The sequence below is a fragment of the Streptomyces flaveus genome (assembly GCF_014647675.1).
In the GTDB taxonomy this organism is placed as follows: Bacteria; Actinomycetota; Actinomycetes; order Streptomycetales; family Streptomycetaceae; genus Streptomyces; species Streptomyces flaveus.
Genome location: NZ_BMPQ01000026.1, coordinates 101194 through 124114, shown reverse-complemented (window position 1 = coordinate 124114; position 22921 = coordinate 101194). Strand labels below are relative to the sequence as shown.

26 protein-coding genes, 2 pseudogenes and 1 riboswitch are annotated in these 22921 nt (G+C 67.5%); of the genes and pseudogenes, 10 read left to right on the top strand and 18 right to left on the bottom strand.

Going from position 1 to position 22921, the window contains the following annotated elements:
- Positions 1-44: 44 nt before the first annotated feature.
- A pseudogene (locus IEZ21_RS35735) lies at positions 45-800 on the top strand (DUF5753 domain-containing protein); the annotation flags it as partial.
- Between the two features lie 8 nt (positions 801-808).
- Positions 809-1012: a DUF397 domain-containing protein gene (locus IEZ21_RS35730; protein WP_189325957.1), complete on the top strand. Its 204-nt coding sequence runs from the start codon at positions 809-811 to the stop codon at positions 1010-1012.
- A 181-nt stretch (positions 1013-1193) separates the two neighbouring features.
- Here the strand turns inward: IEZ21_RS35730 and IEZ21_RS49160 are convergent.
- Positions 1194-1480 (bottom strand): annotated as a pseudogene (locus tag IEZ21_RS49160) (IS630 family transposase); the annotation flags it as partial.
- A gap of 2 nt (positions 1481-1482) precedes the next feature.
- A complete protein-coding gene (locus IEZ21_RS35725) occupies positions 1483-2115 on the bottom strand; it encodes a TetR/AcrR family transcriptional regulator (RefSeq protein ID WP_189325956.1) in 633 nt (210 codons plus the stop codon).
- A 291-nt stretch (positions 2116-2406) separates the two neighbouring features.
- On the opposite strand from IEZ21_RS35725, the gene IEZ21_RS35720 reads away from it, so the two are divergent.
- Positions 2407-3804, top strand: coding sequence for an MFS transporter (locus IEZ21_RS35720; RefSeq protein WP_189325955.1), 1398 nt, complete (start codon positions 2407-2409; stop codon positions 3802-3804).
- On the top strand, positions 3801-5024 hold the full coding sequence (locus tag IEZ21_RS35715; RefSeq protein WP_189325954.1) for an FAD-dependent monooxygenase: 1224 nt from the start codon (positions 3801-3803) through the stop codon (positions 5022-5024). The genes IEZ21_RS35720 and IEZ21_RS35715 overlap by 4 nt, the downstream gene beginning before the upstream one ends.
- Before the next feature lie 133 nt (positions 5025-5157).
- Here the strand turns inward: IEZ21_RS35715 and IEZ21_RS35710 are convergent, their stop codons facing one another.
- Positions 5158-5355 (bottom strand): hypothetical protein, encoded by a 198-nt coding sequence (locus tag IEZ21_RS35710; protein WP_189325953.1) that lies wholly within the window; start codon positions 5353-5355, stop codon positions 5158-5160.
- Between the two features lie 494 nt (positions 5356-5849).
- Here IEZ21_RS35710 and IEZ21_RS35705 point away from each other — a divergent pair, with 494 nt between their 5' ends.
- Positions 5850-6188, top strand: a complete 339-nt coding sequence (locus IEZ21_RS35705) for a hypothetical protein (protein WP_189325952.1) — start codon at positions 5850-5852, stop codon at positions 6186-6188.
- A 29-nt stretch (positions 6189-6217) separates the two neighbouring features.
- Here the strand turns inward: IEZ21_RS35705 and IEZ21_RS35700 are convergent, their stop codons facing one another.
- The 9 genes from IEZ21_RS35700 to IEZ21_RS35660 all read right to left on the bottom strand — a co-directional run bounded on the left by IEZ21_RS35700 (position 6218) and on the right by IEZ21_RS35660 (position 12796).
- Positions 6218-6634: a pilus assembly protein TadG-related protein gene (locus IEZ21_RS35700; protein WP_189325975.1), complete on the bottom strand. Its 417-nt coding sequence runs from the start codon at positions 6632-6634 to the stop codon at positions 6218-6220.
- A gap of 47 nt (positions 6635-6681) precedes the next feature.
- The gene (locus tag IEZ21_RS35695) at positions 6682-7095 is read right to left on the bottom strand and encodes a TadE/TadG family type IV pilus assembly protein (protein WP_189325951.1); all 414 of its coding nucleotides are present in this window, start codon (positions 7093-7095) and stop codon (positions 6682-6684) included.
- Positions 7096-7140: 45 nt separating this feature from the next.
- Complete coding sequence (locus IEZ21_RS35690) at positions 7141-7587, bottom strand: TadE family protein (protein WP_189325950.1); 447 nt, start codon at positions 7585-7587, stop codon at positions 7141-7143.
- Between the two features lie 22 nt (positions 7588-7609).
- Positions 7610-7861 carry a hypothetical protein gene (locus IEZ21_RS35685; protein ID WP_033319544.1) on the bottom strand — a complete coding sequence of 84 codons (252 nt, stop codon included), beginning with the start codon at positions 7859-7861 and terminating at the stop codon, positions 7610-7612.
- Between the two features lie 34 nt (positions 7862-7895).
- Positions 7896-8816, bottom strand: a complete 921-nt coding sequence (locus IEZ21_RS35680; RefSeq protein WP_189325949.1) for a type II secretion system F family protein — start codon at positions 8814-8816, stop codon at positions 7896-7898.
- Complete coding sequence (locus IEZ21_RS35675) at positions 8816-9787, bottom strand: type II secretion system F family protein (RefSeq protein WP_189325974.1); 972 nt, start codon at positions 9785-9787, stop codon at positions 8816-8818. The genes IEZ21_RS35680 and IEZ21_RS35675 overlap by 1 nt, the downstream gene beginning before the upstream one ends.
- A 98-nt stretch (positions 9788-9885) precedes the next feature.
- On the bottom strand, positions 9886-11196 hold the full coding sequence (locus IEZ21_RS35670; protein WP_189325948.1) for a TadA family conjugal transfer-associated ATPase: 1311 nt from the start codon (positions 11194-11196) through the stop codon (positions 9886-9888).
- Entirely contained in the window at positions 11193-12044 is an 852-nt protein-coding gene (locus IEZ21_RS35665; RefSeq protein WP_189325947.1) for a hypothetical protein, read from the bottom strand. The genes IEZ21_RS35670 and IEZ21_RS35665 overlap by 4 nt, the downstream gene beginning before the upstream one ends.
- A gap of 23 nt (positions 12045-12067) precedes the next feature.
- The gene (locus IEZ21_RS35660) at positions 12068-12796 is read right to left on the bottom strand and encodes a hypothetical protein (protein WP_189325946.1); all 729 of its coding nucleotides are present in this window, start codon (positions 12794-12796) and stop codon (positions 12068-12070) included.
- 702 nt (positions 12797-13498) lie between these two features.
- Here IEZ21_RS35660 and IEZ21_RS35655 point away from each other — a divergent pair.
- Entirely contained in the window at positions 13499-14110 is a 612-nt protein-coding gene (locus IEZ21_RS35655) for a hypothetical protein (RefSeq protein WP_189325945.1), read from the top strand.
- A gap of 78 nt (positions 14111-14188) precedes the next feature.
- On the opposite strand, the gene IEZ21_RS35650 is transcribed toward IEZ21_RS35655, so the two are convergent.
- Entirely contained in the window at positions 14189-14962 is a 774-nt protein-coding gene (locus IEZ21_RS35650) for a transglycosylase SLT domain-containing protein (RefSeq protein WP_189325944.1), read from the bottom strand.
- A 2-nt stretch (positions 14963-14964) separates the two neighbouring features.
- Positions 14965-15116, bottom strand: a riboswitch (cyclic di-AMP (ydaO/yuaA leader).
- 590 nt (positions 15117-15706) lie between these two features.
- Between IEZ21_RS35650 and IEZ21_RS35645 the strand changes: the two genes are divergently transcribed.
- Entirely contained in the window at positions 15707-17236 is a 1530-nt protein-coding gene (locus IEZ21_RS35645) for a hypothetical protein (protein WP_189325943.1), read from the top strand.
- Positions 17237-17299: 63 nt separating this feature from the next.
- Here IEZ21_RS35645 and IEZ21_RS35640 read toward each other — a convergent pair whose 3' ends face one another.
- The 4 genes from IEZ21_RS35640 to IEZ21_RS35625 all read right to left on the bottom strand — a co-directional run bounded on the left by IEZ21_RS35640 (position 17300) and on the right by IEZ21_RS35625 (position 20058).
- Positions 17300-17836, bottom strand: a complete 537-nt coding sequence (locus tag IEZ21_RS35640) for an SMI1/KNR4 family protein (protein WP_189325942.1) — start codon at positions 17834-17836, stop codon at positions 17300-17302.
- Positions 17837-18093: 257 nt separating this feature from the next.
- Entirely contained in the window at positions 18094-18591 is a 498-nt protein-coding gene (locus IEZ21_RS35635; RefSeq protein WP_189325941.1) for a hypothetical protein, read from the bottom strand.
- A 221-nt stretch (positions 18592-18812) separates the two neighbouring features.
- On the bottom strand, positions 18813-19406 hold the full coding sequence (locus IEZ21_RS35630) for a hypothetical protein (protein WP_246568478.1): 594 nt from the start codon (positions 19404-19406) through the stop codon (positions 18813-18815).
- Between the two features lies 1 nt (position 19407).
- The gene (locus IEZ21_RS35625; protein WP_189325940.1) at positions 19408-20058 is read right to left on the bottom strand and encodes a hypothetical protein; all 651 of its coding nucleotides are present in this window, start codon (positions 20056-20058) and stop codon (positions 19408-19410) included.
- 947 nt (positions 20059-21005) lie between these two features.
- On the opposite strand from IEZ21_RS35625, the gene IEZ21_RS35620 reads away from it, so the two are divergent.
- Both IEZ21_RS35620 and IEZ21_RS35615 read left to right on the top strand, forming a co-directional pair.
- Complete coding sequence (locus tag IEZ21_RS35620; protein WP_189325939.1) at positions 21006-21332, top strand: plasmid mobilization protein; 327 nt, start codon at positions 21006-21008, stop codon at positions 21330-21332.
- Positions 21329-21814, top strand: coding sequence for a hypothetical protein (locus IEZ21_RS35615; protein ID WP_189325938.1), 486 nt, complete (start codon positions 21329-21331; stop codon positions 21812-21814). The genes IEZ21_RS35620 and IEZ21_RS35615 overlap by 4 nt, the downstream gene beginning before the upstream one ends.
- 28 nt (positions 21815-21842) lie before the next feature.
- Here the strand turns inward: IEZ21_RS35615 and IEZ21_RS48965 are convergent, their stop codons facing one another.
- The gene (locus IEZ21_RS48965; RefSeq protein WP_373302350.1) at positions 21843-22304 is read right to left on the bottom strand and encodes a GntR family transcriptional regulator; all 462 of its coding nucleotides are present in this window, start codon (positions 22302-22304) and stop codon (positions 21843-21845) included.
- On the opposite strand from IEZ21_RS48965, the gene IEZ21_RS35605 reads away from it, so the two are divergent.
- Positions 22265-22645 carry an AQJ64_40280 family protein gene (locus IEZ21_RS35605; protein WP_189325937.1) on the top strand — a complete coding sequence of 127 codons (381 nt, stop codon included), beginning with the start codon at positions 22265-22267 and terminating at the stop codon, positions 22643-22645. The genes IEZ21_RS48965 and IEZ21_RS35605 overlap by 40 nt on opposite strands.
- Positions 22646-22921: the final 276 nt, after the last annotated feature.

Below are 22921 nucleotides of genomic sequence, written 5' to 3'. Positions count from 1 at the left end.
CGGCGGCTGGAGTCAACGCATAGAGCCTCCACCGATCCCGGAGCGCTTCACTTCTCGGAGTGAACTCCACACAGATGACCCACATCGAGTCCGCCCTCACCGGCGTGAGTGAAGTGCGCCTGCGCCGCCTGGCGACCCTGTACGCCTGCCTCGACGAAGCCCTGATCGACGGCCTGGTGAAGATGGCCATCGATAGGACACGTGGCTGGTGGGAGGAGTTCCGCGGGGTCCTGCCCTCCCCTTTCCTGGACCTGTCGGAGTTGGAGCACCATTCCACGTCCCGGCGCGATGTGGACTTCCTCCACGTACCCGGGCTGCTCCAGACAGAGGACTACGCACGTGCCCTCTTCTCGTTCACGACCCCCGAACTCTCAGAAAGCGAACTGGATTCGTGGGTAAGCCACAGGATGCGGCGTCGCGCGATCCTCGAAGGACCCCAGCCGACCCCCTACGAAACGGTGATCCACGAATCGGCACTACGGATCAGAGTCGGCGACCGCACTGCGATGCGGGTCCAGCTCACCAGAATCCTGGAACTCTCCGAAGCGGACCACGTGACAGTACGCGTCATCCCCTACGACCTGGATGGGTTCGCCGGCGCCGGAAGCGCCATGGTGTACATGGGCGGCACAGTGCCCCGTTTGGACACAGTCGTGCGTGACGCACCGTATGGCACGGCGTTCATCGACGCCGAAGCCCAACTCGACCGCCTTCGAACGCTCTTCCGTAAGGTAGAGAGCGTGTCATTCGAGCCCGAGCGGTCGCGTGACTTCATCCACCGCTTGGCCAAGGAACTGTGAGGCGAGGCATGACCACTCCTGACACCTGGCAGAAGTCCTCCTTCTCAGGCGGTGGCGAAGGCAACGCCTGCGTCGAACTCGCCGCCACCCCCACCACGATCCACCTCCGCGAAAGCGACACCCCCACCACCCAGCTCACCACCGCCCCCACCCCCCTGGCCCATCTCCTCCACTCCATACGTTCCGGAGCCCTGGCCACGCCTTCGACGTAACCGCACCGGGTAACCGCACCGGACCCCTCCGCCAGGACACCACCCGCAAAAAACGTGAACACACCGGGCGAGAATGTCCTCCAGGTGCTCGAACGAGCGGAGCCTGAACACTTCCCTGGAAAGTGTTCAGGCTTTTCGCATACTGGCCCCGCGGCCCATCCCCGCGACGCACACTCCGTCAGTGAGCGGCAGCGTGGACGCTCACGCCTGCGATGTTGACCCGGCCCCGGTTGCGGCCGCGCACCCGCACCACCGGACGGGCCCCGCGCGGCGCCCAGGTGCGTCCCTTCGGCGGGCTCAGCCTCTGGCCTGCCTCGTCCTCGAAGCAAATGTGGGTGCCCAGGTGGGCCGCAGTCCCTTTACCTGCGGCCACACCCCCGTCTTCCACACCTCGACGGCCTCCTCGTCGCGCTCGATCGCACGCCGGCGCCGCAGCAGGACGTGAGTGGACCAGCCGCGCCGGCGCAGCCCTACCTGGTTCGGTATGCCCGGAGAAAGGTCCGTACTCCCTCGACGACGAGTGGCTGGACGCGGGTGTCCTCCGCGGCGTTCGCGGAACCGAGCCTGTCCAGTGCGACGCCGAAGGTCAGCGCGAGGAACTGGTCGGCCGCGAGTCGGGGGTCGGGGACGTCGAGCAGCCCGGCCGCGGCGAAGGCGGCGAACCGCTCGGCAATTGCCTCGTCGGGGGTGTCGGCCAGGGGGTTTTCGTCCCGGTGCGGCAGGTGGCCGGATTCCGCCCGGACCAGTCGTTGCAGCGTTGCGTAATCCGCCGAGCCGAGCATGTCGGTCGCGATACGCATCGAGAACGTGACCAGGGCGTCCTCGAGGTCGGCCGCCTCGGTGAGGTCGGTGAGGGTCTCGTCGAGGGTGCGCCGGATCGTGGTGATCAGCGACTGGCCGACGGCGTCGACGACTGCTTGCAGCAGTGTCCGCTTGTCGCCGAAGTAGTCGTAGACCGTCCGCTTGGACACCTCGGCCCGGGCGGCGACCGCGTCGACGCTGGTCCGGTCGAAGCCGTTGGCGAGGAACAGTTCCCGGGCCGCCGAGAGGATGGCGGCCCGCTTCCGCGTGGACCCCTCGCGCAGTGTCTTCGTGGTCGGCATGGGCATATCTTAGCCGTTCTACACTGCACGGTGTAGTGTAGTGTCGGGCTCATGGTTGGCGCGTGCCGTACTCGTACACCCGCTCCGCCCGGCGGAGCCGCGCATGCGCCACCTCAGGTACCGCTTCCCCGGGTTCACCCCGCCGGACGACCTCGGACCTGTCCACAAAGCACCAAGCACACCGCGCCCCGCGTGAAATGGCCGCTGTGTCCGCGCCGGGCCGGGCAAGGCGGCAGCGCAACGCGTACGGCCGAACCCCTCACTCGCCCGGCAATGACGGAAAGGACGTCCATGACCACAACCCTGGCTCCCCAGGTCCGCATGGGGAAAGCCGCTGTCTGGGCTCTCGGCTTGCTGGCAATCTCCACCGGTGCCTTGGAGTCGGTGGTGGCGCCGACGCTCCCGCTCCTGCAACGCGAGCTGGATATCAGTCCATCCACAGGGGCGCTGCTCAACATCGTGCTCGCCATCACCGGCGCGCTCGTTACTCCGCTCGCAGGCAAGCTCGGCGACCGCTACGGCGGAAAACGAGTCCTGATCAGGCTGATGGCGGTGGTCTCGGTCGGCGGCCTGGTGTCCGCGATGGCGCCGAACCTTCCCGTGCTGCTGCTCGGCCAGGTACTGCAGGGGGCGATGATAGGCGCGCTGCCGCTGTCGTTCATCGTGGTGCGCAAGCACCTCCCCGCGGGAGAGTCGAAGGTGGCCATCGGGCTGGTCAGCGGGATGTTCGTGGGGGGATCGATGGTGGGACTGCTGGCGGCCGGGCCCGTGGCGGAAGCGCTCTCCCGACACTGGATGTTCGCGGTGCCGACGTTCGCCGTCATTGGGTTCACCCTGCTGGTGAACAGGCTGATGCCGGCTGATCAGCCGGGCCGGTCGGACGATGCCGGGATCGACTGGCCGGGCATGCTTCTCTTGAGCGGGATACTGGTCACGCTCATGCTCTCGCTCGCGGTGGCGCCCGACGCCGGCTCGCAGCCTCTCGTGCTCGTCGCCCTCCTCGTGCTTCTGGCCGCCTTCGTGTCCGGATGGATAGCCGTTGAACGTCGTGCGGCCGCGCCGCTGATCGATCTGAGCATGCTGGCGCGGCCTGTGATCTGGAAGTCGTGTGTGCTGACGTTCGTGATCTGCCTCGGCACCGCGACGGGGGTCTTTCTCGTTCCGCAGCTGCTCGACGTGTCCGGCGACGGGTACGGTTTCGGGGCCAGCGCCACCGAGATCGGCTTCATCCTCCTGCCCGGCGCCGTGGCCGGGACGCTGGCCGGGCCGGCGGGTGGGCTCGGGGAGCGGCGTTTCGGCTCGCGTGCCGTGGCCGCTGCCGCGGTCGTCATCATGGCCACCGCCATGCTCGCCCTGTCAGTCGCACACACCGAGGTCTGGCACATCGTCGTCGGCAAGGCGCTCATCGCGCTTGCCAACGGCCTGTGCGTTACGGCCATGGTGACCAGCATCGTCTCTTCCGTCGATGAAAGTGACACCGGCATCGCCACCAGCCTGATCCTGGTGACGCGCGTGCTGGGCTCCGCCGTGGGCGGAATGCTCGGTGGCGTGCTCCTTACCGCGGGGACCCCTTCCGGGTCGGATGACCCGGCCGAATCGGCCTTCGCCACCGGCTTCCTCATCGCCGGCGTCGTCGCGGTGCTGTCCCTGCTTGTCGTCCGTTCCATGAGCAAAGGAGCCAAGAAATGACCCGCACCGATCAGTTGAGGGACATCCGTTCCACGTCGAGGCGCAAGGTCCTGATATCCGGGGCCAGCGTCGCGGGGCCCGCCCTCGCGTTCTGGCTGAACCGCTACGGATTCGCGGTCACGGTGGTCGAGAAGGCGAGCACAATTCGTGACGGTGGTTACCCCATCGACGTACGCGGCACCGCACTCGAGGTCGTCCGGAGGATGGGAATCCTGCCGCGACTGCAGGACGCGCACATCGACTTACGCCGGCTGACCTTCCTCGACGGGGACGGCGGCGAGGTGGCCTCGCTCAACCCGCACACCGTCACCGGCGGTGTCGCGGGACGGGACCTGGAGATACGGCGCGGTGATCTGACCGGCGCTCTGTACGCGGCGGTCCGTGACGACGTGGAGTTCTTGTTCAACGACTCCATCGACACCCTCGACCAGTCCGGCCACGGGGTCGACGTCACCTTCCGCGGGGGCAGCAGGCGTACGTTCGACATGGTGGTCGGTGCGGACGGCCTGCACTCACGTACCCGCGAGTTCCTGTTCGGCCCCGAAGAGCAGTTCCACCGGTACCTCGGCTACTGCTTCGCCGTGTTCACCATGCGCAACACCTTCAGGCTCTCCCACGAGACCATGATGTGGAACACCCCGGGCAGAGCCGCGGCACTCTACGCCGTGGGGGACGACGACGAAGTGCACGCCTTCCTGAACTTCGCCCATCCGGAACCGCCGTTCGGCGCGTTCCGGAACCCGGAAGCCCAACGGGACCTGGTCGCCGCGGTCTTCGCCGACGCGGGATGGGAGGTCCCGGGCATGCTTGCCGCCATGCGCGACACGGATGACCTGTTCTTCGACGCGGTCAGCCAGATCCGCATGCCCCGCTGGTCCAGTGGCAGGGTCGCGCTGGTGGGCGACGCCGCGTACGCGCCCTCGTTCCTTACCGGACAGGGCTCCAGCCTCGCGCTCGTCGGCGCGTACATGCTCGCCGCTTCCCTGTCCGACCGGGACCACGCCGCGGGCTTCGCCGCCTACGAACACAACACCCGTGAGTTTGTGACCGTGAACCAGGAACAGGTCGGCGAGGGCGACGCCACACTCTTCCCCACCACCGCCCGGGCCCTGGAGCAGCGCAACGACATGCTGCGCAAACTCAGCACCATGCCCTCCTCCACGGAGGGGCGACCGGCCCACTCGGCCCTCACCCTGCCCGAATTCATGCCCATGACGTGAGCCCGGGCACGCGCACCGATGACGGGCGCCACCGGCAGCCGGCGGACGGGACCCGGACCTGGTGACGGCGGACGGCGGGTGCGCTGATCGCGACTCGCCGCCACCCCCTGCCGGGGCACCCGCTTCGTCAGTGTCAGTGGGCGGCGGCGTGCACACCCACGCCCGCCACGACACCCTCGGCCGAGGCGGCGGCAAAGACGTCGGCGCAGACGTCGACGGACGCGACCTGGAGGTGGCCGCCGCCGAACACGTCGGCCGCGAGACCGCCGGAGATGCCGTCCAAGCCGGAGTCGGAGATCTCAGCCGTTTCAACCTGCGGGGCAAAGTTCATGACGCGCGATTCCCTTCGAAGGTGAATTTCCCGATGGTGAAGTTCGCCGGATTCCCGAAAGCACCAGGAACCATTCCCGGAGACTCACACCGTGCGCAGGATCAAAGCACGCCAACGAAGGCACGGCCAGTCGTTCGTGGCCGCTACGGGACGCATTCCGATGGCCGACTTCACTACTGTGACGACCGAATCACCAAACGCCCCAACTCCTTCACACAGCCGTTCACACCGCTGCACGCACAACAGTTGCCACCAGGTTTCCAAGCCGGACATCCACCCGCCAAAGCCTCATGCCGCGAAACAGGTGTGACAGTTATTCAGGTTCCGCATGACCTCCCGGTGAATGGTGTGCAGGTTTCCCAGATCTTCCGCCGCTGCCCGACAGGACACATGCGCCGGCGCAGCGAACTCCGCCTGTCAGACCGATGCGGTACTTTCACACGTACGTTCTGATGGGTCCGCAGGCGGCACAGATACCCCGGGGGATCGAAGACATGGCCAAGCCCGACCTCGCGCTTCCGCTCAGCGAGCTGGAGGACTACGGAACCCGGCTGCGCGACATCAAGCAGCGTATGAACCACACCAAGAAGCTCTTCGAGTCCTACCGGGACGACATAGGTGACGGCGGCGTCTACGACAAGCTCGAGGAGTTCGAGTCCAACTGGGAGGACGGCCGCGAGGACATCAACCAGCAGCTCGACGCGCTGGCCAGCATGTCCGACGCCGTTGTACGCGAGTTCAAGAAGCTCGACGACGACCTCGCGAAGAAGGCCCGCGACAGCGTGAAGACGAAGGAGAAGGGCGGGGGCGGAAAGGGCGGCGGCGACAAGTAGGCCCGCCCCCCTCAACGTCCAAACGGGCCTCAGCCCACCTCGTTCTCCGCCACCGCCTGGCCGTGGACGACCACGTCTCCGCCGTAGAACATGCCCGTGAAGACCGGGGCGTACGTGAGCTGGACCTCGACCTCCACCTCGTCCGCGTTCGCGGCCACACAGTGCGTGGCGCCGATGTCCGCGCCGGACATGTCCATCTCGTTGGCGAAGGCCTTCACGCGGGCGTTGCAGTTCTCGAAGAGGATCGGTGCGGGGCCGGCCTCGTTGTCGTAGAGGGCGTCCAGGTCGATGTCCTGGGCGGCGTAGCGGGCGGCTTGTTCGGCGATGTCGGCGGCACGTTCGCGCTTGGAGATCGACAGGCCGCCGTCGATGACGAAGGCCGACAGGGACAGGAACACGAGCGCGAAGATGATGACCGCGCCGGCGCCCGAGCCCCGGTCGTCCATACGGGCCCGGCGCACCGACACCCATCCGCGTACAGCAGAGCGCAGCGTCACGCCGTCCTCCGGAACGGGTCGAGCGGCGAGCTGAAACTGGCCGTCAGCGTCGTCGGGATGTCCAGGCCGATCATGTCGAGGCCGCGCACCTCACAGCTCACCTCGACCGTGAAGATCGTGTCGGGCTCGAAGCCTGGGCTGGTCTGGTTCACCGTCACCGGGCCCGAGCAGACATCATCGAGATTCGCCTCCGCGGCCTTCTCCGCCTCCGCCATCGCCGTGGCATGGTCCTTCTGGATCGAACCGGCGCGCGCCGCATCCCGCGCCGCGCCGTCCAACGCCCCGCGTCCGTCCACCAGTTGGCCGAAAGCCACCAGGACGAGGATGAACAGGATCATCACCGGGGCGAGGATCACCACCTCGATCGTGGACAGCCCACGGTCCCGGTCGCGGGAAGCCAGAACCCGCACCCGTGACCGAACAACCCCCGCCCATGCCCGTACGAAAGAGCGCACCTAGTTCACGTCCTCCACGAACCGCTCCACCGGCCCCGACGACTCCGCATGCACCGTCAGATCAAGCCCGGGAAAGACCGACGGCACCCGAGCCGTGATCTCCACACCCACCGTGTTCTCCTCCGGCTGGAGCATCGTCACGTCGGGAGCGAGGACCAACTGCGGCCCCAGCTGCGCGATATAGCTGTCGACCACGTCCTGCGCCTCGCCCCGCCAGGCGCCCGGCTGCTCGTCCGCCGTCGCGCGCGCCTTCCGCGCACCCGCCTGCGCCGCCGCCTGGGCCACATGGTCGGCGAAGAAGTACAGCGCGAACTGCACCGTCGCGAAGATCATGAAGAAGAGCACCGGCGTGAGCAGCACGAACTCGATCGCGGTCATGCCGGAGTCACCGCGGGCGGAGGCGGCCTCCACCCGGCGACGTACCCAGCGTCGTACGCTCACCAGCAACCCCGTATGAGAGAAGGCGAATTCAGCAGGTGCTGCCCGCGTCCGCGCCCTCGATGCAGTCCTGCACCTTCTCCGCGCCGCCCTCCAGCGCCTCGTTGATGATCGCCGCGACCACCCCGACGATCGCCACGACAACCGCCGAAATGATCACCCACTCCACCGCGGACGCGCCCCGGTCGAGCTCGCCGGAGCGGGCGCGCTGCACCCTCCCCTGGAGGAAGGTGATCAGGAAGTCCACCCCCGGGATCCCGGTGCTGAAGTTCCGTCCGTTCATGGTGAGTTGTCCTCTCAGAAGGTAGTAGTCGGCTTCAGACCTGGAACACACGCATCGCGGCGGGGAAGATCAGGAAGACCAGGAACCCCGCGCACAGCAGCAGCTGTGCCACGAGCATCGACTGCGACTTCTCCCCCGCGCTGCCCTCGATATCGGCGAGTTCGCGGTGCCGCATCGTCTCGGCGCGCGAGGCGAGCGACTCGCGCACCTTCGCGCCGTCGTCCGCGACGAGCGCCAACGACGCCGACAGGTCCTTGAGTTCCTCGACGCCCAGCTCCTCGCCGAGCGAACCGAGCGCCTGCCACTGGCTGATGCCGGTGATCCGCGCGTCGTTCAGCGCGTTACGGATCCGCTGGGTCGCCCAGCCGTCGGAGATCTCGGCGGCGGCCATGAGGGCCTCCGGGAGACCGCGGCCACCCGCCAGGCTCATCGACACCAGGTCCAGATACGCGCCGATCACGCGCCGCAGGTCACGCCGCTTCTCGCCCGCGTCCCGCCGCACCTCCAGATCCGGCAGGAAGAAGAAGACGACCGCGAACAGCAGCGCCAGCCAGACCGGGATGATCGGGCTGCTGCCCACTCCCAGCGTCCACACCACGGCGAACAGCAGCGGCCCGAAGAACACTCCCCCGGCCGCCAGCAGCACCTTCGTCGCGAGGAACTTCTCCCAACTCCGGTCCAAGACCGCGAGATCCGCCCGCAGCGACCGCTGCTCCCAGCCCTGCTGCATATAGAACTCGGCGACCCGCGCGCCCACTTGGGCCCGTACGGACCCGAGTCGCCCGGCGTCGGCGGTGCGATGCGAGGACTCGTACGCCGCGCCCCGCGCCCGCATCGCGTCGATGCGCGCGACTTGGGAGACCGCGCTGCGCTTGGACGGCATGAGGGCGCGTACGAGGGCGTAGACGCCCAGGCCCAGCACGGCGCCGATCACGATCGGCATGGTCAGGTCCATCAGCGACGTACCCCCTCTTCGGACGGCACCGACGCCTGCGCCGGCCCTGACGGCGACGGCTGCGACTGGGCCGGCATACGGGGACGTACGAACTGCACCGCCGCCTCGTCCCGCACCAGGAACCGCTCCGGCGTCTCGATCGTCGACAGCTTGCGCAGCCACCAGAAGCCGAGCGCGAACAGGCCGCAGACGCAGGCGAGTACGAGCTGTCCGACCGCCGTGCCGTACGGCTCGACGAACTCGCGGTTGAAGATGGACAGGCCGAGCACGAAGGAGACCGAGACGGCGACAACGATCTGTACGGACCGGCGAGTCGAGGCCCGCTGCGCCATGACGCGCTGCCGCATGTCGACCTCCTCGCGCGCCGACTTGGCGAGCGCGCCCAGGACTTGGCGCAGACCCGGGCCGCGCAGCCGCGCGTTGAGCATGAGTGCGGCGACGATGATGTCGGCGGAGGCATCGTCGATCTCGTCGGCGAGGTGCTGCAGGGCCTCGGGCAGTGGCGTACGGGAGCGGAGCCGGTCGACGAGGGCGTCGAGGTGCGGGCGCAGTACGGGAGCGGAGGCGCGCGCGGATGCCGGGATGGCCTGCTCAAGGCCGACCGCGCCCGCGATCGTGTCACGCAGCGACTCGGTCCAGGACGCGAGCGCCTCTACGCGGCGCATGGCGGCCTTCTCCTCGGAGGCGCCGCCGAAGAGCTTCTCCCAGAAGAAGACGAGTACGGCGGTGGCGATACCGGCCACCGCCCAGCGGGTGAGCAACAGGACGACGATTCCGGCGCCCGCCGCGATCGAACCGCGCTGACCGGCGAACCGGATCAGCTCACCGGCCCGCCGGCCGGACTTCTGCTTCTCGTGCTGGGGCTTGGCGGGCAGTCCCCGGACCGCGACCGCGAACAGCGCGAGTCCGCCGCCGACGGCGACACCGCACGCCAGCGCGTACAGCATGGTCGTGGAGAAGAGCCCGCCCATGGAGCCGAGCGAGCCGAGCGCGGCAAGCTGCACAGTCGCCCCCGCCGTCTCCGTCGCCTCCGCCATGGTCGTCATGGCCGTCATCTCGGTCATCCCCATCAGCCCCAGTTCCCGGCGGGCCCGCGATAGCCGTACGCGACCAGGTCGTCGACGCAGGACAGAGGCGCATGCGGTACGACCCTGCCGTCGGCCGTCTCGGCGAACACCTCGCTGGACAGGACGCGTCCGTCGACGCCGTTGACCTCACGGATCGAGGTGACCATGCGCTGAAGTCGGCCGCCCGTCTGGTAGTTGTTGCGCCGCTGGATGAACACGACGAAGTTCACGGCGCCCGCCACGAGCATCTGGCTGGCCTCGATGGGCAGCCGCTCGTTGGCCTGGAGCGCGTACGTCGAAATACGGTTGAAGACCTCGCTGGAGCTGTTCGCGTGGATCGTGGACAGCGAGCCGTCGTTGCCCTGCGACATCGCGTTCAGCATGGTCACGATCTCGTCGCCGAGGACCTCGCCGACGATGACGCGCGAGGGGTTCATACGCAGCGACCGGCGCACCAGCTCGGCCATCGAGATCGCGCCCAGGCCCTCGGAGTTGGGCAGGCGCTCCTCGAAGGCGACGACGTTCGGGTGCAGGTCGGGGAACTGGTCGAGGCCGAGTTCCAGGGCGCGTTCGACGGTGATGAGGCGCTCGTGCGGCGGGATCTCGTTGGCGAGCGCGCGAAGCAGGGTCGTCTTACCGGCGTTCGTGGCGCCCGCGATCATGACGTTCTTACGGGCCCGGACGGCGCAGGCGAGGAAGTGGCCGATCTCGGGCGTGAGCGTGCCGTTGCCGACGAGGTCCGACATGAAGACCTTGCCCATGCGCGCGCGGCGGATGGACAGGGCCGGGCGTCGGGTGACGTCCATGACGGCGGACAGTCGCGAACCGTCCGGCAGCCGCAGGTCGAGCTGCGGATTGGCGGAGTCGAAGGGCCGGGAGGAGAGACCGGAGTACGCGCCGAGGATCTGGATGAGCTCGATGAGCTCCTCGTCGTTCTCGGCGACGGGATCGGCCTTGATCTCCTCGCCGTTCGCGAATCCGACGAAGACCTGGTCGTACCCGTTGATGTCGATGTTCTCGACCTCGGGATTGTCGAGCAAGGGCTGGAGCCGGCCGACTCCGAAGAGGGCGGCGTGCACGGCGGCCGCGTACTGCTCCTCGGTCTCGGCATCCAGTGGCGTACGACCGGAGTTGATCTCCGTACGGGCGTACTCCTCGAGGATCTGGGCGATGACCGCGCGGGCGTACTGGCGCTCGTCCTCGCTGGACATCGGCGTGACGCCGGAGACCTGGTCGAGGCGGCGCTGCTCGGCGATGCGGTCACCGGCCTCCTGCCGGAACCGCTTGACCAGCTGGTGGTCGACAGCGGTCATCGGCCGGCCCCCGCGGTGGGCTGCCCGCCCGGCCCGCCGACCGGTACGGCCCAGGCCGCCCCGAACTGCTGGTAGAGGTCCGCGGTCACCTTGCGCGCCGAGCGGATGAGTAGCGACTTGTCGAGCCGGCCGCGCCTGCGTCCGGCCAACTGGTCGGCGCCGGACGGGTCGTCGGCGAGCGTGCCCACGACGCGGGCGCCGGTCTGCGCGGCCACCAGCATGTCGTTGACCTGGTGGACGAGCTTGGCGGAGTCGCCCGGGTCGGCGATGAGGATGACGCCGATGAGCGGGGTCGCGAGGGAGGCGGCGCCGCGGGAGCCGCCGTGCAGCCTGGCGGTGAGGGCGGCGGCCCGGTCGCGTACGCGCGCGATGGCCTCCGGCTCGGTGCGGGATATGAGGAGTACGAGGGCGGCCTGCGAGAACATCTCGACGGCGGGGGTGTCCCCGGCGACCCGGCCGCAGTCGGCGATGACGTCGGCGGGCGCGTTCGGCGAGTCGGCGAGGTGGGCGAAGGCCCGGCCGAGGGTGGGCCACAGCCCGGCGAGCCCGGCGGCCTGCTCGGCGTTCCCGAGCCCGACCAGTACCTCGAGGCCGCCGCTCAACGGCTGTACGTGGTCCCAGAGTTGATCCGGTACGAGTCCTCGGCGTGCGGTGGCGGCGATGGACAGCATGCCGGTGTTGGGGTTCAGCGGACCGCCGTGCGCGGCGGCACTGCGGTACACGAGGTCACCGCCGGCCGGGTCGGTCTCCGCCAGCAGAGCCCGGCGGGGCCAGACCGCGGCGAGGGCGACGGCGGCCGTGGTGACGCCGGGGGAACCCTTGTCGGCGGCGAGAGCGATGAGCGCCATGTCTCTTGTTGTCTCTCTCGCCCTTAGTTGCCGGGCACGAGGACGACGGCGACCTTGCCCGCGGCGGCGGCCTGGGCGAGGGCGGGGACGTCGTCCTGGTCGACGAGCACCGTGATGGCGAGGTTGCCGGTGCTGATGGTGGCGTCGTCGCTGCTGTTCACGGTGTCCACGCGGGCGTTGTCGACGAGGAGGGTGTCGGTGTCCGTGGACGTACCGCCGGAGGAGTTGTTGTTGTTGGAGCCCGTGCTGGTGTCGTCCACACGGTAGGCGGCGACGGTGTCGCCGGTCTTCAGCACGTTGGCCGGGTACTGGCCCTCCTTGAGGGCGAGGCCTACGGAGGCCTTGCCGGCGGGGAGGGAGGCTGCCTCGCCGAACATCTCGCCGACGACGACGGAGCCCCCGTAGATGGTGGACTTGGCCTTGAGCTTCTGGAGGGTGGTGAAATCGGACCACTTGACATAGTTGACGTCGGAGTCCGCATTGACCAGTACAGAGGTCACCTTGCTCTTGGCTACGGACTCGCCGGCCTGAATGGTGACGCCCCTCTTCACCTGAATGACCTCGACACGATCCCCGGCCTGCAGCACGAGCATCGTCGCCCCGAGCGCTCCGAGCAGGATGAGCAGCACGGCGAGAGCGGCGAGTGCCGGTTTGCGCTCGCGAGGCGGCGCGGGAAGACGCTCACCCATCGCCGGCTGAGCCGGCGCCGCGGAACGGTTGTTACCCGCCCCCGTACGCTCTTGGATCTTCACGCAACCGCTCCCCGTACACCCAAGAAGGTTTCTGTCATTTAGGACACTCCATTCCGCATCGGACGTACCGCCCGACCTGGCCGAATACCGGCGACCGGAATGAGTGTCAAGTCATCGCACCGTATCAGGGGCGCATAAGCCCCTCAAGGCGCGCCAACGATCGCGAACCTCACAGGACTCGACGTTATCCACGCGCAACGCGGGGCGGTTGGTTCCCCGTTGGGTACGGGCCTTCGCGGGCGGGTGCCGCTGTGCGAGAGCGAACGGTGTGACGTGCGACGGACATGCGATGGTCATGCCGAGTCCACGGTTCCTGCACGAATTGCTCACGGGTCGGGGAAGGGTGGGGTGGTCGGCCAGACGCTAGGGCGCACCGCCGACTGCGCCCTCACACCTCTGTGACGGTGAGTACTCGCGTTTGTTGACACCGTGAGGGGCGGTACTTCAGGATCTGGTGGTCGCGTTTCCGCTTCGAGCGGTCCGCGCAACGGGGAACGTCGTCTGCCCGACGAGCAGTTGGGCTTTTCCTGGTGCAACTCCGGTGGCTGCACGCCCCGTAGAGCACCGGCATCGGAATCGACATCGGCACCTCGACCGCGTAGCACTGTGCTGCTGCTGTGCGGCTGGGCCGCTGTGGTGCCGTGCCGCTGTGGCGCTGCGCGAGCACATCCCCCCACTCGCAACACTCACGAGGAGTTTGTCTTGCTGCACCAGAAAACCGCCCTGCGCGTCGCCGCGCCCGTCGCCGTTCTCGCGCTCGCGCTGACCGCGTGCGGCGGCGGGGAGGACAAGGCCGACGACGCGAAGAAGCCCGCTGCCGCCGCCAAGCCGAAGGCGCCGGCAACTCCGGCCGAGGCGGCCTCCGGTGGCGAGCTGGCCACGGGCGAAAGCGCCGAGGGCAAGGTCGAGGAAGAGGACGGCAACGTCACCTACGACATCACCGCGCAGAAGGTGGACGTCGGCACCGAGGCCGAGGCCCAGAAGCTGGTGCAGGACAAGGCGGAGGCCAAGGGCATGGTGCTCGCGGTCGCGCACCTGAAGTTCACGCACAAGGGCGGCCCGGCCCTGACGTCCGACTCCGACGCGGGCGACGGCACCACCATCTGGGCCGACGGTCAGCGGGGCGCCCTCCTCATCGGCGCCTCCGACGACGCGCCCGGCTGCGAGGACCCGTACGACGTCGAGAGCTGGAAGCAGGGCGAGAGCCACACGTTCTGTGAGTCGTACCTGATCCCGGCGAACGCGAAGGAGATGGAGGTCCACTGGTCGGAGGAGGACGGGGAGCCGTTCATCTGGAAGTTCCCCGGCCAGTAGGGCGGTTGGCATGGGTGTGCACCGGCCCCGGGTACCTGGTCACCTGGTACCCGGGGCCGGTGGTTCGCTCAGGCCCGGTCAGTAGGCCCCGTTGACGTTGTCGATCGAGCCGTACTTGTCGGCGGCGTAGTTGCAGGCTGCCGCGATGTTCGCGACGGGGTCGAAGGGGTCCATCGACGTACCGGGCACGTGGTAGGCCTGGAAGGTCGGATCGATGGTCTGCAGGAGGCCCTTGGACGGCGTACCGGCCACGGCGTTGGAGTCCCAGTTGTTGGTGGCCTGCGGGTTCCCCGACGATTCGCGCATGACGTTGCGGTGGATGCCGTCGTACGAGCCCGGAATCCCGTTCTGGGCCATGATGTCCAGCGCTTCCTTGATCCAGCCGTCGAGGTCGTTCGTGTACGTCTTCTCGGCGGCGGGCTCGGCGGCGGGCGTGGCAGCGGGCTCGGCGGCGGGCGTGGCCGCGGGTGCCGCCTTCACCTCGTTTGCTGGCGTTTGGACGGTTTTGGTGCCGACCGTCAGCGTGAGGCCCGGACGAAGCCGCGTCGGGTCAGTGCCGATGACGGCACTGTTGGCCTTGTACAGCTTCTTCCAACCGCCGCTCACGGAGTGCTTTTTCGCGATCTTGGACAGGGTTTCTCCCGAAGCCACCTTGTGCGTGACGAGCTGGACCTGCGGGACTGTGGCCTGCGTCTCCTGGGCGACCTGTGTGACCTGCGCCGGCTGGGCGGCGCCGGCGCCGGTCGCCCCCATGATCGGGAGAACGAGCGCGGCTCCACCCGTCCCCACGGCGACGAAACCGCGGACAAAGGGGCGGGCTTTCGAACGACGGTGCTTACCTCGTGCGGACATGGCGAATTCCTCTCCGGCGCCTGCGAGGTGAGCTGTCGGGTTCGGGCGGGAGATGCCCGGCCGCACGATGAGCGCGACTTCACCCCAAGCCGTTCCGAAATCCGGACCGGCGACTTACCTGGTTCCCCCGCTCCTGCCGAAGCGCATGGATGGATGGGTTCCGGACGGCGGCAGGATTCGGCGTTCCGCCCGGATCGCCGAGAACGTATGCGAGAGCACACACCCGAAACAAGCCGTGAAATCCCAGTGAGCCCCTTTTGAACTCATCGAATCGAGGGGCAAATCGCCCGATTATTCCGGAACGCGATCCTCAACTTCCGTTCTGCAAAGCAGAAGTTGCCGAGACGCACTCACAACACCCAATTCGCCCGAACGTGACCCAATTCACGCAATCAAGCACCATCAAGCCTGAACAAAGCGGCAAGATAGGCAACTCGGGCATTTCGCTCCGTGAAGGTGGTCCGGGGTTGGGCTTGAAGTAGACGCTGGAGTACCGGCGTTCGGGAAGCCGCGGAGGCGCGGCCATGGAGCGCAGTCCGATCGCGCAACACGCACGTGGTGTAGGGCGGCTCCCCACAGGCAGGCATTTCTACGAACGTTACAGATCACCGGAATGTGTCACATACGCCGGCAACGTCCCCTCCCCGAACGTGGCCGACACCGGGTGAGGTTTACTCGGCTGGACCGCACCCGGTGGCCCGGCGCCCCGGTGACCGCGACGGAGAGCGAGAGCAAGAGCGACTGATGCCGGACTGGACGTATCACCCGCTGCGCGGCACGGCCGCTGCCGTCCTCGGCCGTCGCCGTTCGCAGCGAGCCGCACTGCGGCTGCTGGCCTCGATCGGCTCCCGTCCCGCCGGCGCGCGGCTGATCGCCCGGGGATTCGGCCACCGCCACCCGCCTGAGCGCCTCGCCGGTGAGATCGCCGGCGTACCCGTGACCGTCCGCCTCGGCATATCCGTCCCGCCCTCGCTCGCCCGCGAAACGGTACGCGCCATGCCCCCGCTCGGGGCCGGCGTCGTCGAGGTGGCGCCCGTCTCGGCGGCCGACGTGGAGACCGTACGGAAGGCCGCTGCCGGCCGCTCGATCCCGCTGGTCGTCCGCGCCTGCGACCCGGAGGCCGAGGCTGCCCTCAAGCCGCACGTCGACGGGTTCACCAGCGGCGACGACCCGCACGTGATCCATGTGTCCGACCCGTCGGTCACCGCCGCGGCCGCCGCACTCGAGGAGCCGGACGCCGTCGTGCTCGCCCGGCCCGGGGTGCTCGTCGAGGCCGGACCCGGCTGGTTCGCACGGGTCACCGAGGCAGCCACGCCCACCGCGCCCGCGCCGCGGCTACGGGATGTCGGCCGCGATCCGCGCCGCTGGCCCGCCTGGTGGTGGGCGCTGCTCGTCGGGCTCGGTATGACGGGCGCCGGACTCGGCGCCGTGGCGATCACACTCGGGCCGGTACTGCTCTGGTACGACCGCGACTACCTCGGCATGACGGTGCATCAACTGCACGCCGCCAACCACCACCTCGTCCACTTCCTCCAGCACGACCGGATCACCATGGCCGGCACGATGGCATCGATCGGCGCCCTCTACACCGGCCTCGCCGTGGGCGGGATCAGACGCGGCTGGCCCTGGGCCCGCGAGGTGTACCTGCTCTCGGGAACGATCGGCTTCCCCACCTTGTTCTACTTCCTGGCCACCGGCTTCGTGGAACCCCTGCACACGGCCACCGCCCTCGTACTGTTCCCGATGTTCGTGGCCGCGGTCCGCCGAACCCCGCACACACCGCGCTGGCACCTGACCCCCGAGGGCCCGGAACCGGAACGCCGACGGGCGCTGACCGGCCAGCTGCTGCTGATCGTCACGGGAGCGGGCCTGTTCGCCGGCGGAGCGGTGATCTCGGTGGTAGGCCTGACCGGCGTCTTCGTACCGACCGACCTGACCTTCCTGGGCACCAGCACGGAGGCGCTGGAATCCCTGAACCCCCGGCTTGTGCCCTTCGTCGCCCACGACCGCGCGGGGCTGGGCGGCGCCCTGATGTCCGCCGCGGTGGCCATCGTGCTGCTCAGCGCGTGGGGCTGGCGGCGGGGGGAGGCCTGGGTGTTCTGGACCCTGACCGCGGCGGCATCCGCCGGCTTCCTGCCGGCGGTCGTGGTGCACACCGCGATCCACTACACGGACTTCATCCACCTGGCGCCGGTCTACTTCGGCATCGCTATTACGGGCACGGGCTTGCTGCTCGCGCGTCCATACCTCTGTGCCAAGGCGTCGGCGGGCTGACGGGGCCGAAGAACTGACGGGCCGTCGGGACGAGCGGTCCACCGTTCGCCCTGGGAGGCGGTGTCACACAAAGTCGCCACTTGGACGGAATTCATGCTCTGAGACAGGGAGTTCCCAGAGAATCTCCGACCGTACGTCTCCCTCCAGGACCGCAACCAAGAAGCTGGTGCAGGTCATCTGGTGGCGTTCCCACTCGGGGCCGCGACCTTCGTTCACCATCACCGTCCAGGTGTTGGGGCCCTGCCCAGGCCGAGTCAGCCAGAAGACAAACTCACCGTTCTCTGTGGTAGCCCATGGAATTACGCGGCTGCCCTCTTCTTCCAGCTCGTTGGGCTTCTCTTCGCCGTGCCCCCATAGCAATTCAAAAGCCTCCGCACGCTCTTTTGCCTCGATAAGCAAATCGTAGTGCTTGTTTTCACATCCCAGCTCGAGCAACCAGAGGCAGTTGTCGAACAACCCTCCACCATAAGTATCGATCAGCCCTTTGTAGTCGTGAGGCAGGGGCGTCCCGATCTCCTCCTCGACCAGGCTCCAGTCCTTCCGAGAGGGGGTTGATGCAGGGGGAACCAGCTGGGTCAGCCTCTCAATCGGCGCGTTCATGCGAATTACTCCACTCCGACACATTCCCTGTCACGTCGATGCGCCCGACAGAGGGGGGCCGGATATACGCAGGCGGCGTGCGACTGCTGCCCACTGGTAGGCGGTTCTACGAACGTTACAGACCCCAGGAATGTGTAACATTCGCAGCCGAAACCCCCTGCCTCCAGAGTGTCGCCAATACCGGGCGAAGTGTCACCTTTCATTACGGACACCACCAGACCGTTGTCGTACGTGAGTTGTGAACTCTCAGACCTTTACTACGAAGCGCGAAGCCCTTGGCCCCCTTTCAGCTCATGCTCGAGGAGGCGCAGAAAGCCGGCCAGGTCGGACGCGACAACCTCGCACGGAAGCGCTCCCTCCGTGTAGACGCCTCCCTCAACACCAGAAGGAGGAAGCCGGTACACGGTCGCCCCATCGGTGGCACTCAGCGCGAAAAACGCGCCCCCGCCATCGGACCCGAAGACGACAACGGAGTCCTCGCGGGCGCCAACGATCCGCGTCGGGAGATCACCACACACCCCCGCCACCGTCTGGCCCACCGAATGCACAAAGAAGCCGGAACCCACATCCGGAAGACTCACCTTCCCCACCCGCCGATAGAAGGCAACCAGGTCCTCGGGCACGCCCCCGACACCCACGAACTCCTTGACCCCTGCCCCTGATGCCCCCGAAACCGATACCACATAGTTCTCGCCCGGCGGATAACCGAAGGCGAGCTGGAACCCCTCTATGAAGGCAGAGGTGAGCGCTTCCATGCGCTTCAGCCATTCATCGAGCCACTCGCTAGTAATAGCCACAGAACCCTCATCGATTGTCCGAGGCGTACGCCGGAGGAACCGGCAGTGCGCCTAGAAATAATCGGCTCACCAAACCGGATCAACTGTGGTTGAGACCCGCGTAGATCCGCTGGATCTGTCCATCGATCCATTCTGGGCCGCCCTGCTGTCGCAAGCCCGGTCCTGGTCCCTTCCGTCGCTCATCTCACCGAATGATGCTCCAGGAAGTCGGCGAGCACCTCGCGAGGATTGGCGGCCTCGGTGGCTTCCACCTCCCAACCGGGGCGGTCCATGTCGAACAGCACGACCGGGACCTGCCGTCCGAGTACCCGGGTGAGGTGACCGTCGGCATGAAGGTGTCGGGCGGCGTCGATGCACACATCGTCGAAGCGGCTGACAAGCTGGTCATCGAGGGCGTCACGCGCCTCGTCGGAGAGGCTGCCTTCGTCCTCGTACCAGAGTCCCGCCGCCTGCGCCTCGGCCAGGTGCAGCTTGCTGCCGACCGGGTCCTCGGGCACGTGCCCAACCATCTCGAACCCTTCCAGCAGCCAGTACGCGTACTCCCAGCGGGCCGTCCCCTCGTAGGCGCACCCCTGCTCCATCACACGGCGGACCTCGCTCTCGGTGTTGTAACCGATGGCCACGTAGGGGTAGCGAGGGTCCTGGTCGACGCGCCAGAGGCGGAACGAGACGACGTAGATCTCGGGTCGGAGGGCCTCGGGAAAACTGTTCAGGATGCGTTTGGCTCCCTGGCGCACATGTTCGCGGAAGTCCGTCTCTGCTGTGTTGCCCACGTCAGAATCCCCAAGGGTCGGGATAAGGAACGTCCTTGGGATCTTCCGACCACACCAGTCGGGCTTCCAGCTGGTCCCCCAGGAGACCGTTCAAGAGGTCGACGGCCCATCCGTTCCAGCAGACCGCTGTGGGGAATCCGGTCGGCCGGAAGGCCGGTACGTCGGCGGGAAGCGCTTCCGGCCGGAAGACCGACCTCTGGACTCTGCCTAGCTTGTCCGCCGGCGACGACTTCTCGGTGTCCAGGCAGTCGGCCACCAGCTCCACGACGTACAGCAGGTAGTCGTCCGCATCGGCGTTCTCGATCCGGATCGGTAGCAGGCGCCCCGCGCGCTCCAAGTCATCTCTCAACAAGTCGGCCAGCCGACAGCTGAGCACGGGAGAGCTGGGGTTCCCGGTGGGAAACTCGCTCTTGGTCCACCGCGGATGGCCTCCCCATTCGGCGGTGAACTCCATGGGGAATTGGCCTTGAGATCCACTCGCCTGCCAGCGCATCAGGTCCACGAGCGAGTTGTCGAAGTGGAGAAGCTGGAACTCCCTCATGCTCGGCAGCAGCCGGTACACGGAGAGGTGCTCTTCGGTGCCTTCTGTGGTCATGAAGCCTTCCATCAGAAAGTGAGCCTCGCTCAACGAGCGGTCGGCGCCGGAAAACACGTGGACCACATGGTGAGACCACGCGTGCACGCGCTGCCCTGACAGGTCGGCCCCGCGTCAACCGGAGCCCGGCGGCAGTCCGGCCCGCATACGCGTGCCGTCGCCGGGCTCCCGGCTGCCCCGGACAACACCAATTGGAAGGTTTTGGACAACCCCGTCCGCTGCGACCAGGTACTTCTGGGGTCGAGAGTGTCCCAAACCTTCCAATCACCGCCCCCCAGGCAGCCCAGCAGGGGCCCAGGCCGGTCAGCTCGGCGGTCTGGGCGCAAGGGCCCGCAACTGGAGCTACGGGGTAAAGATCAGGCGCGATGGCTCCACAACACCTCACTGTCCTCGACCTCCCCAAAGGGATCCGTGCCGCCGAGCAGGGCACGGACTCTTCTGCACAGCACCAGGCCGGTGCCAGCCTCGGTTCGCAAGGCAAGGGCGATATGGCGTGCTCCTGCACCTGACTGAGCCAATGCCTCCAGCTCCGCGCGCTCGCGCTCTGTGGCGAGAAGCACCTCAGGAGCGACGTACCGGATCCCGAGCTGGACAGCAGCGACGCCCTCAAAGTGCAGGTCGATGCAGCGGGGCTCAGCCCCACCCGGGGTCGCACGTAGCAGCAACTGGGAGTGGCCCACTCCGTAACGCCACATTCGGAAGGTGCGGGACGACTTGAACCGAACCTCGACTCGGGCATCGTCAGGCGAAGGGGTTGGCAACTGTCTGGCCTCCTCGGTACCACGTGATGCGATCCCATGCGTGCGGTGATTCACGGGCTTGGTAAAGCTCCCAGTTGGTCAGTCCCTCGAAGCCGCTCGGGTCGACGCTTTCTCCTGTCCGCGCCGAAGCTACGGGATCATCGATACCGTCGAGATTGAAATGAATCCGTGCGTTCGACTCGGGTCCTCCATCTGCACCGCAGCCGCTTGAACACTTCGTAATACGCGTCATACACTCTTCTCGTGGCCAAGACCAGGATCAGCATCAGCCTTGAGCAGGAGCAGGCCGAGCGCATCAGGCAGCACGCGGAGCGGGCAGGCATGGACGTCTCCGCGTACCTCGTGCACGCTGCGACCCGGCAGATGGCGGAGACCGAGGCTATAGAGGATCAGTTCTCCGGGCTCGATGCCCTCATCGCCGAGGCGGAGGCGGAAGCGGCAGCCCTCCCGTCCGAACCAGACGTGAAGGCAGAGGAGTTGACAGAGCAGGAGCGGCGAGATGTCGAAGCCGCTCTCAACCTCGTCTACGGTGAAGACCGCTCGCCCGCCCGCCCCGGACACGCCGCGTGAGCGCAAGAGTCCCGGTGTACGACACCGGAATGCTCATCGCCCTCGCGGACCGGAAAGCCAAGGCCGTCGCATTGCACAACGGCTTCAAGGCCACTCCCCACCGCGCACTCGTCCTCGGTCCGGTTCTCGCCCAGGTGTGGCGCCCGCGTCCGGCCTCCATCCACACTCTGGCCGCCGTCCTGAAGGACTGCACAGTGCCGCAGGCCCGGACATCCGAACCAGCCATGCGTGAGACGAGAGCCGGCCGACCGGAGTGCATCGCGTGCGCCAACGGCCCTGACGTCATCGACTGGCGCCGCATCGGCGCGGCACTGGGGGAAGCGAAACTCCCCGCCAAGAAGAAGCCAGACGCGGTGGACGCGTGGGTGGCCCTGTCCGCCGTGAAGCATGGCAGTGCCGTGATCTTCACCAGCGACCCGGAGGACATCGAGGCGTATCTGGCCGTGCTGAACCCGGGCGACGTCCACGTCAAGGCGGTGTGACGGAGGAGCGCCGGGGTGGACGACGCCGTTACTCCTGGCTGTCGTCGGCGGGCTCGTTCGCGTCCGGGTACGCGACGAAGGTGCCCTTCGCGGGGAGCGTGACGACGAAGCCGCGGTCGCTGGTGGCGCGGCGAGCGGTCAAGTGCGCGACCCCGTACTCAGCCGCCAGGTCGCGCTCGCCTGGCAGCCGCGCACCAGGTCGCAGCTCCCCGGAAGCAATGTGAGCGGCGATGTGGTCCGCCTTGAGGTCGGGGGTCGCCTGGTGATCTGCGGCGGCCCGAGAGGAAGGGCAGGCAGTGGCGGAGCGCTTGGTTCCGTGTTTGTTCCGACTCAGGCAACCTGCGCAAGCGCTGGGCAGTCCTACAAGACGCCGAGGTCGGTACAACGGTCTTGCCGATGTACCGGCGCATGGACAGAAAACGGAACCCGACCGCTTAACTGAGGATGGGGATGACGAATCTGAACACCCACGTGACCTGGGTCGACGCACGCGAGAGGCTGCCACAGCCCGGTGCACCGGTGGCAGCGGCGATAACGGGCCGGTACCCAGCCGACAGCGCCGAGTCAGAAACAGCGTTGGGGGAGGAATACTGGATTGTGAGGCCGATGACTTTCACAAATCGGCACTTCAGTGAGGACGGGACGGAACACACGGACTGCTTCGTCGACTCCGACCGGATTGTCCATGTGCCCTACAGTCTTGCCGACGACAACACCGTGACTCACTGGGCTGAGCTGCCCACCCTGCCGGGCAAGACGACACACATCGTTCTCGGGGAAGACGTGCAGCCGGCGCTCCAGAGCGCGTTGAGCGCTCGTCCTGCCACCTGATCCACAACCTGCTTCGGGGACTTACTGATCGTTCCAGGATGAGTTCCGCCTACGAGCAGTCGGGCGACGCTCGAGATTCCCGCGGCGGCGTCACGGCTTCGGAGCGGACGCGGGATTGACATGGCGAGCGTCAGCGTTGCCTGCCCTCCAGCAGGGACAGGCAGGCAGCGTTCGCGTCAGCGATTCAGATCCATAACGCCGACTCCGAGCCCCAGCCCCAGCCCCTCGTACGGCTGACATGGGACCCATATACGTGACGTCTAGCACTGCGTTCCG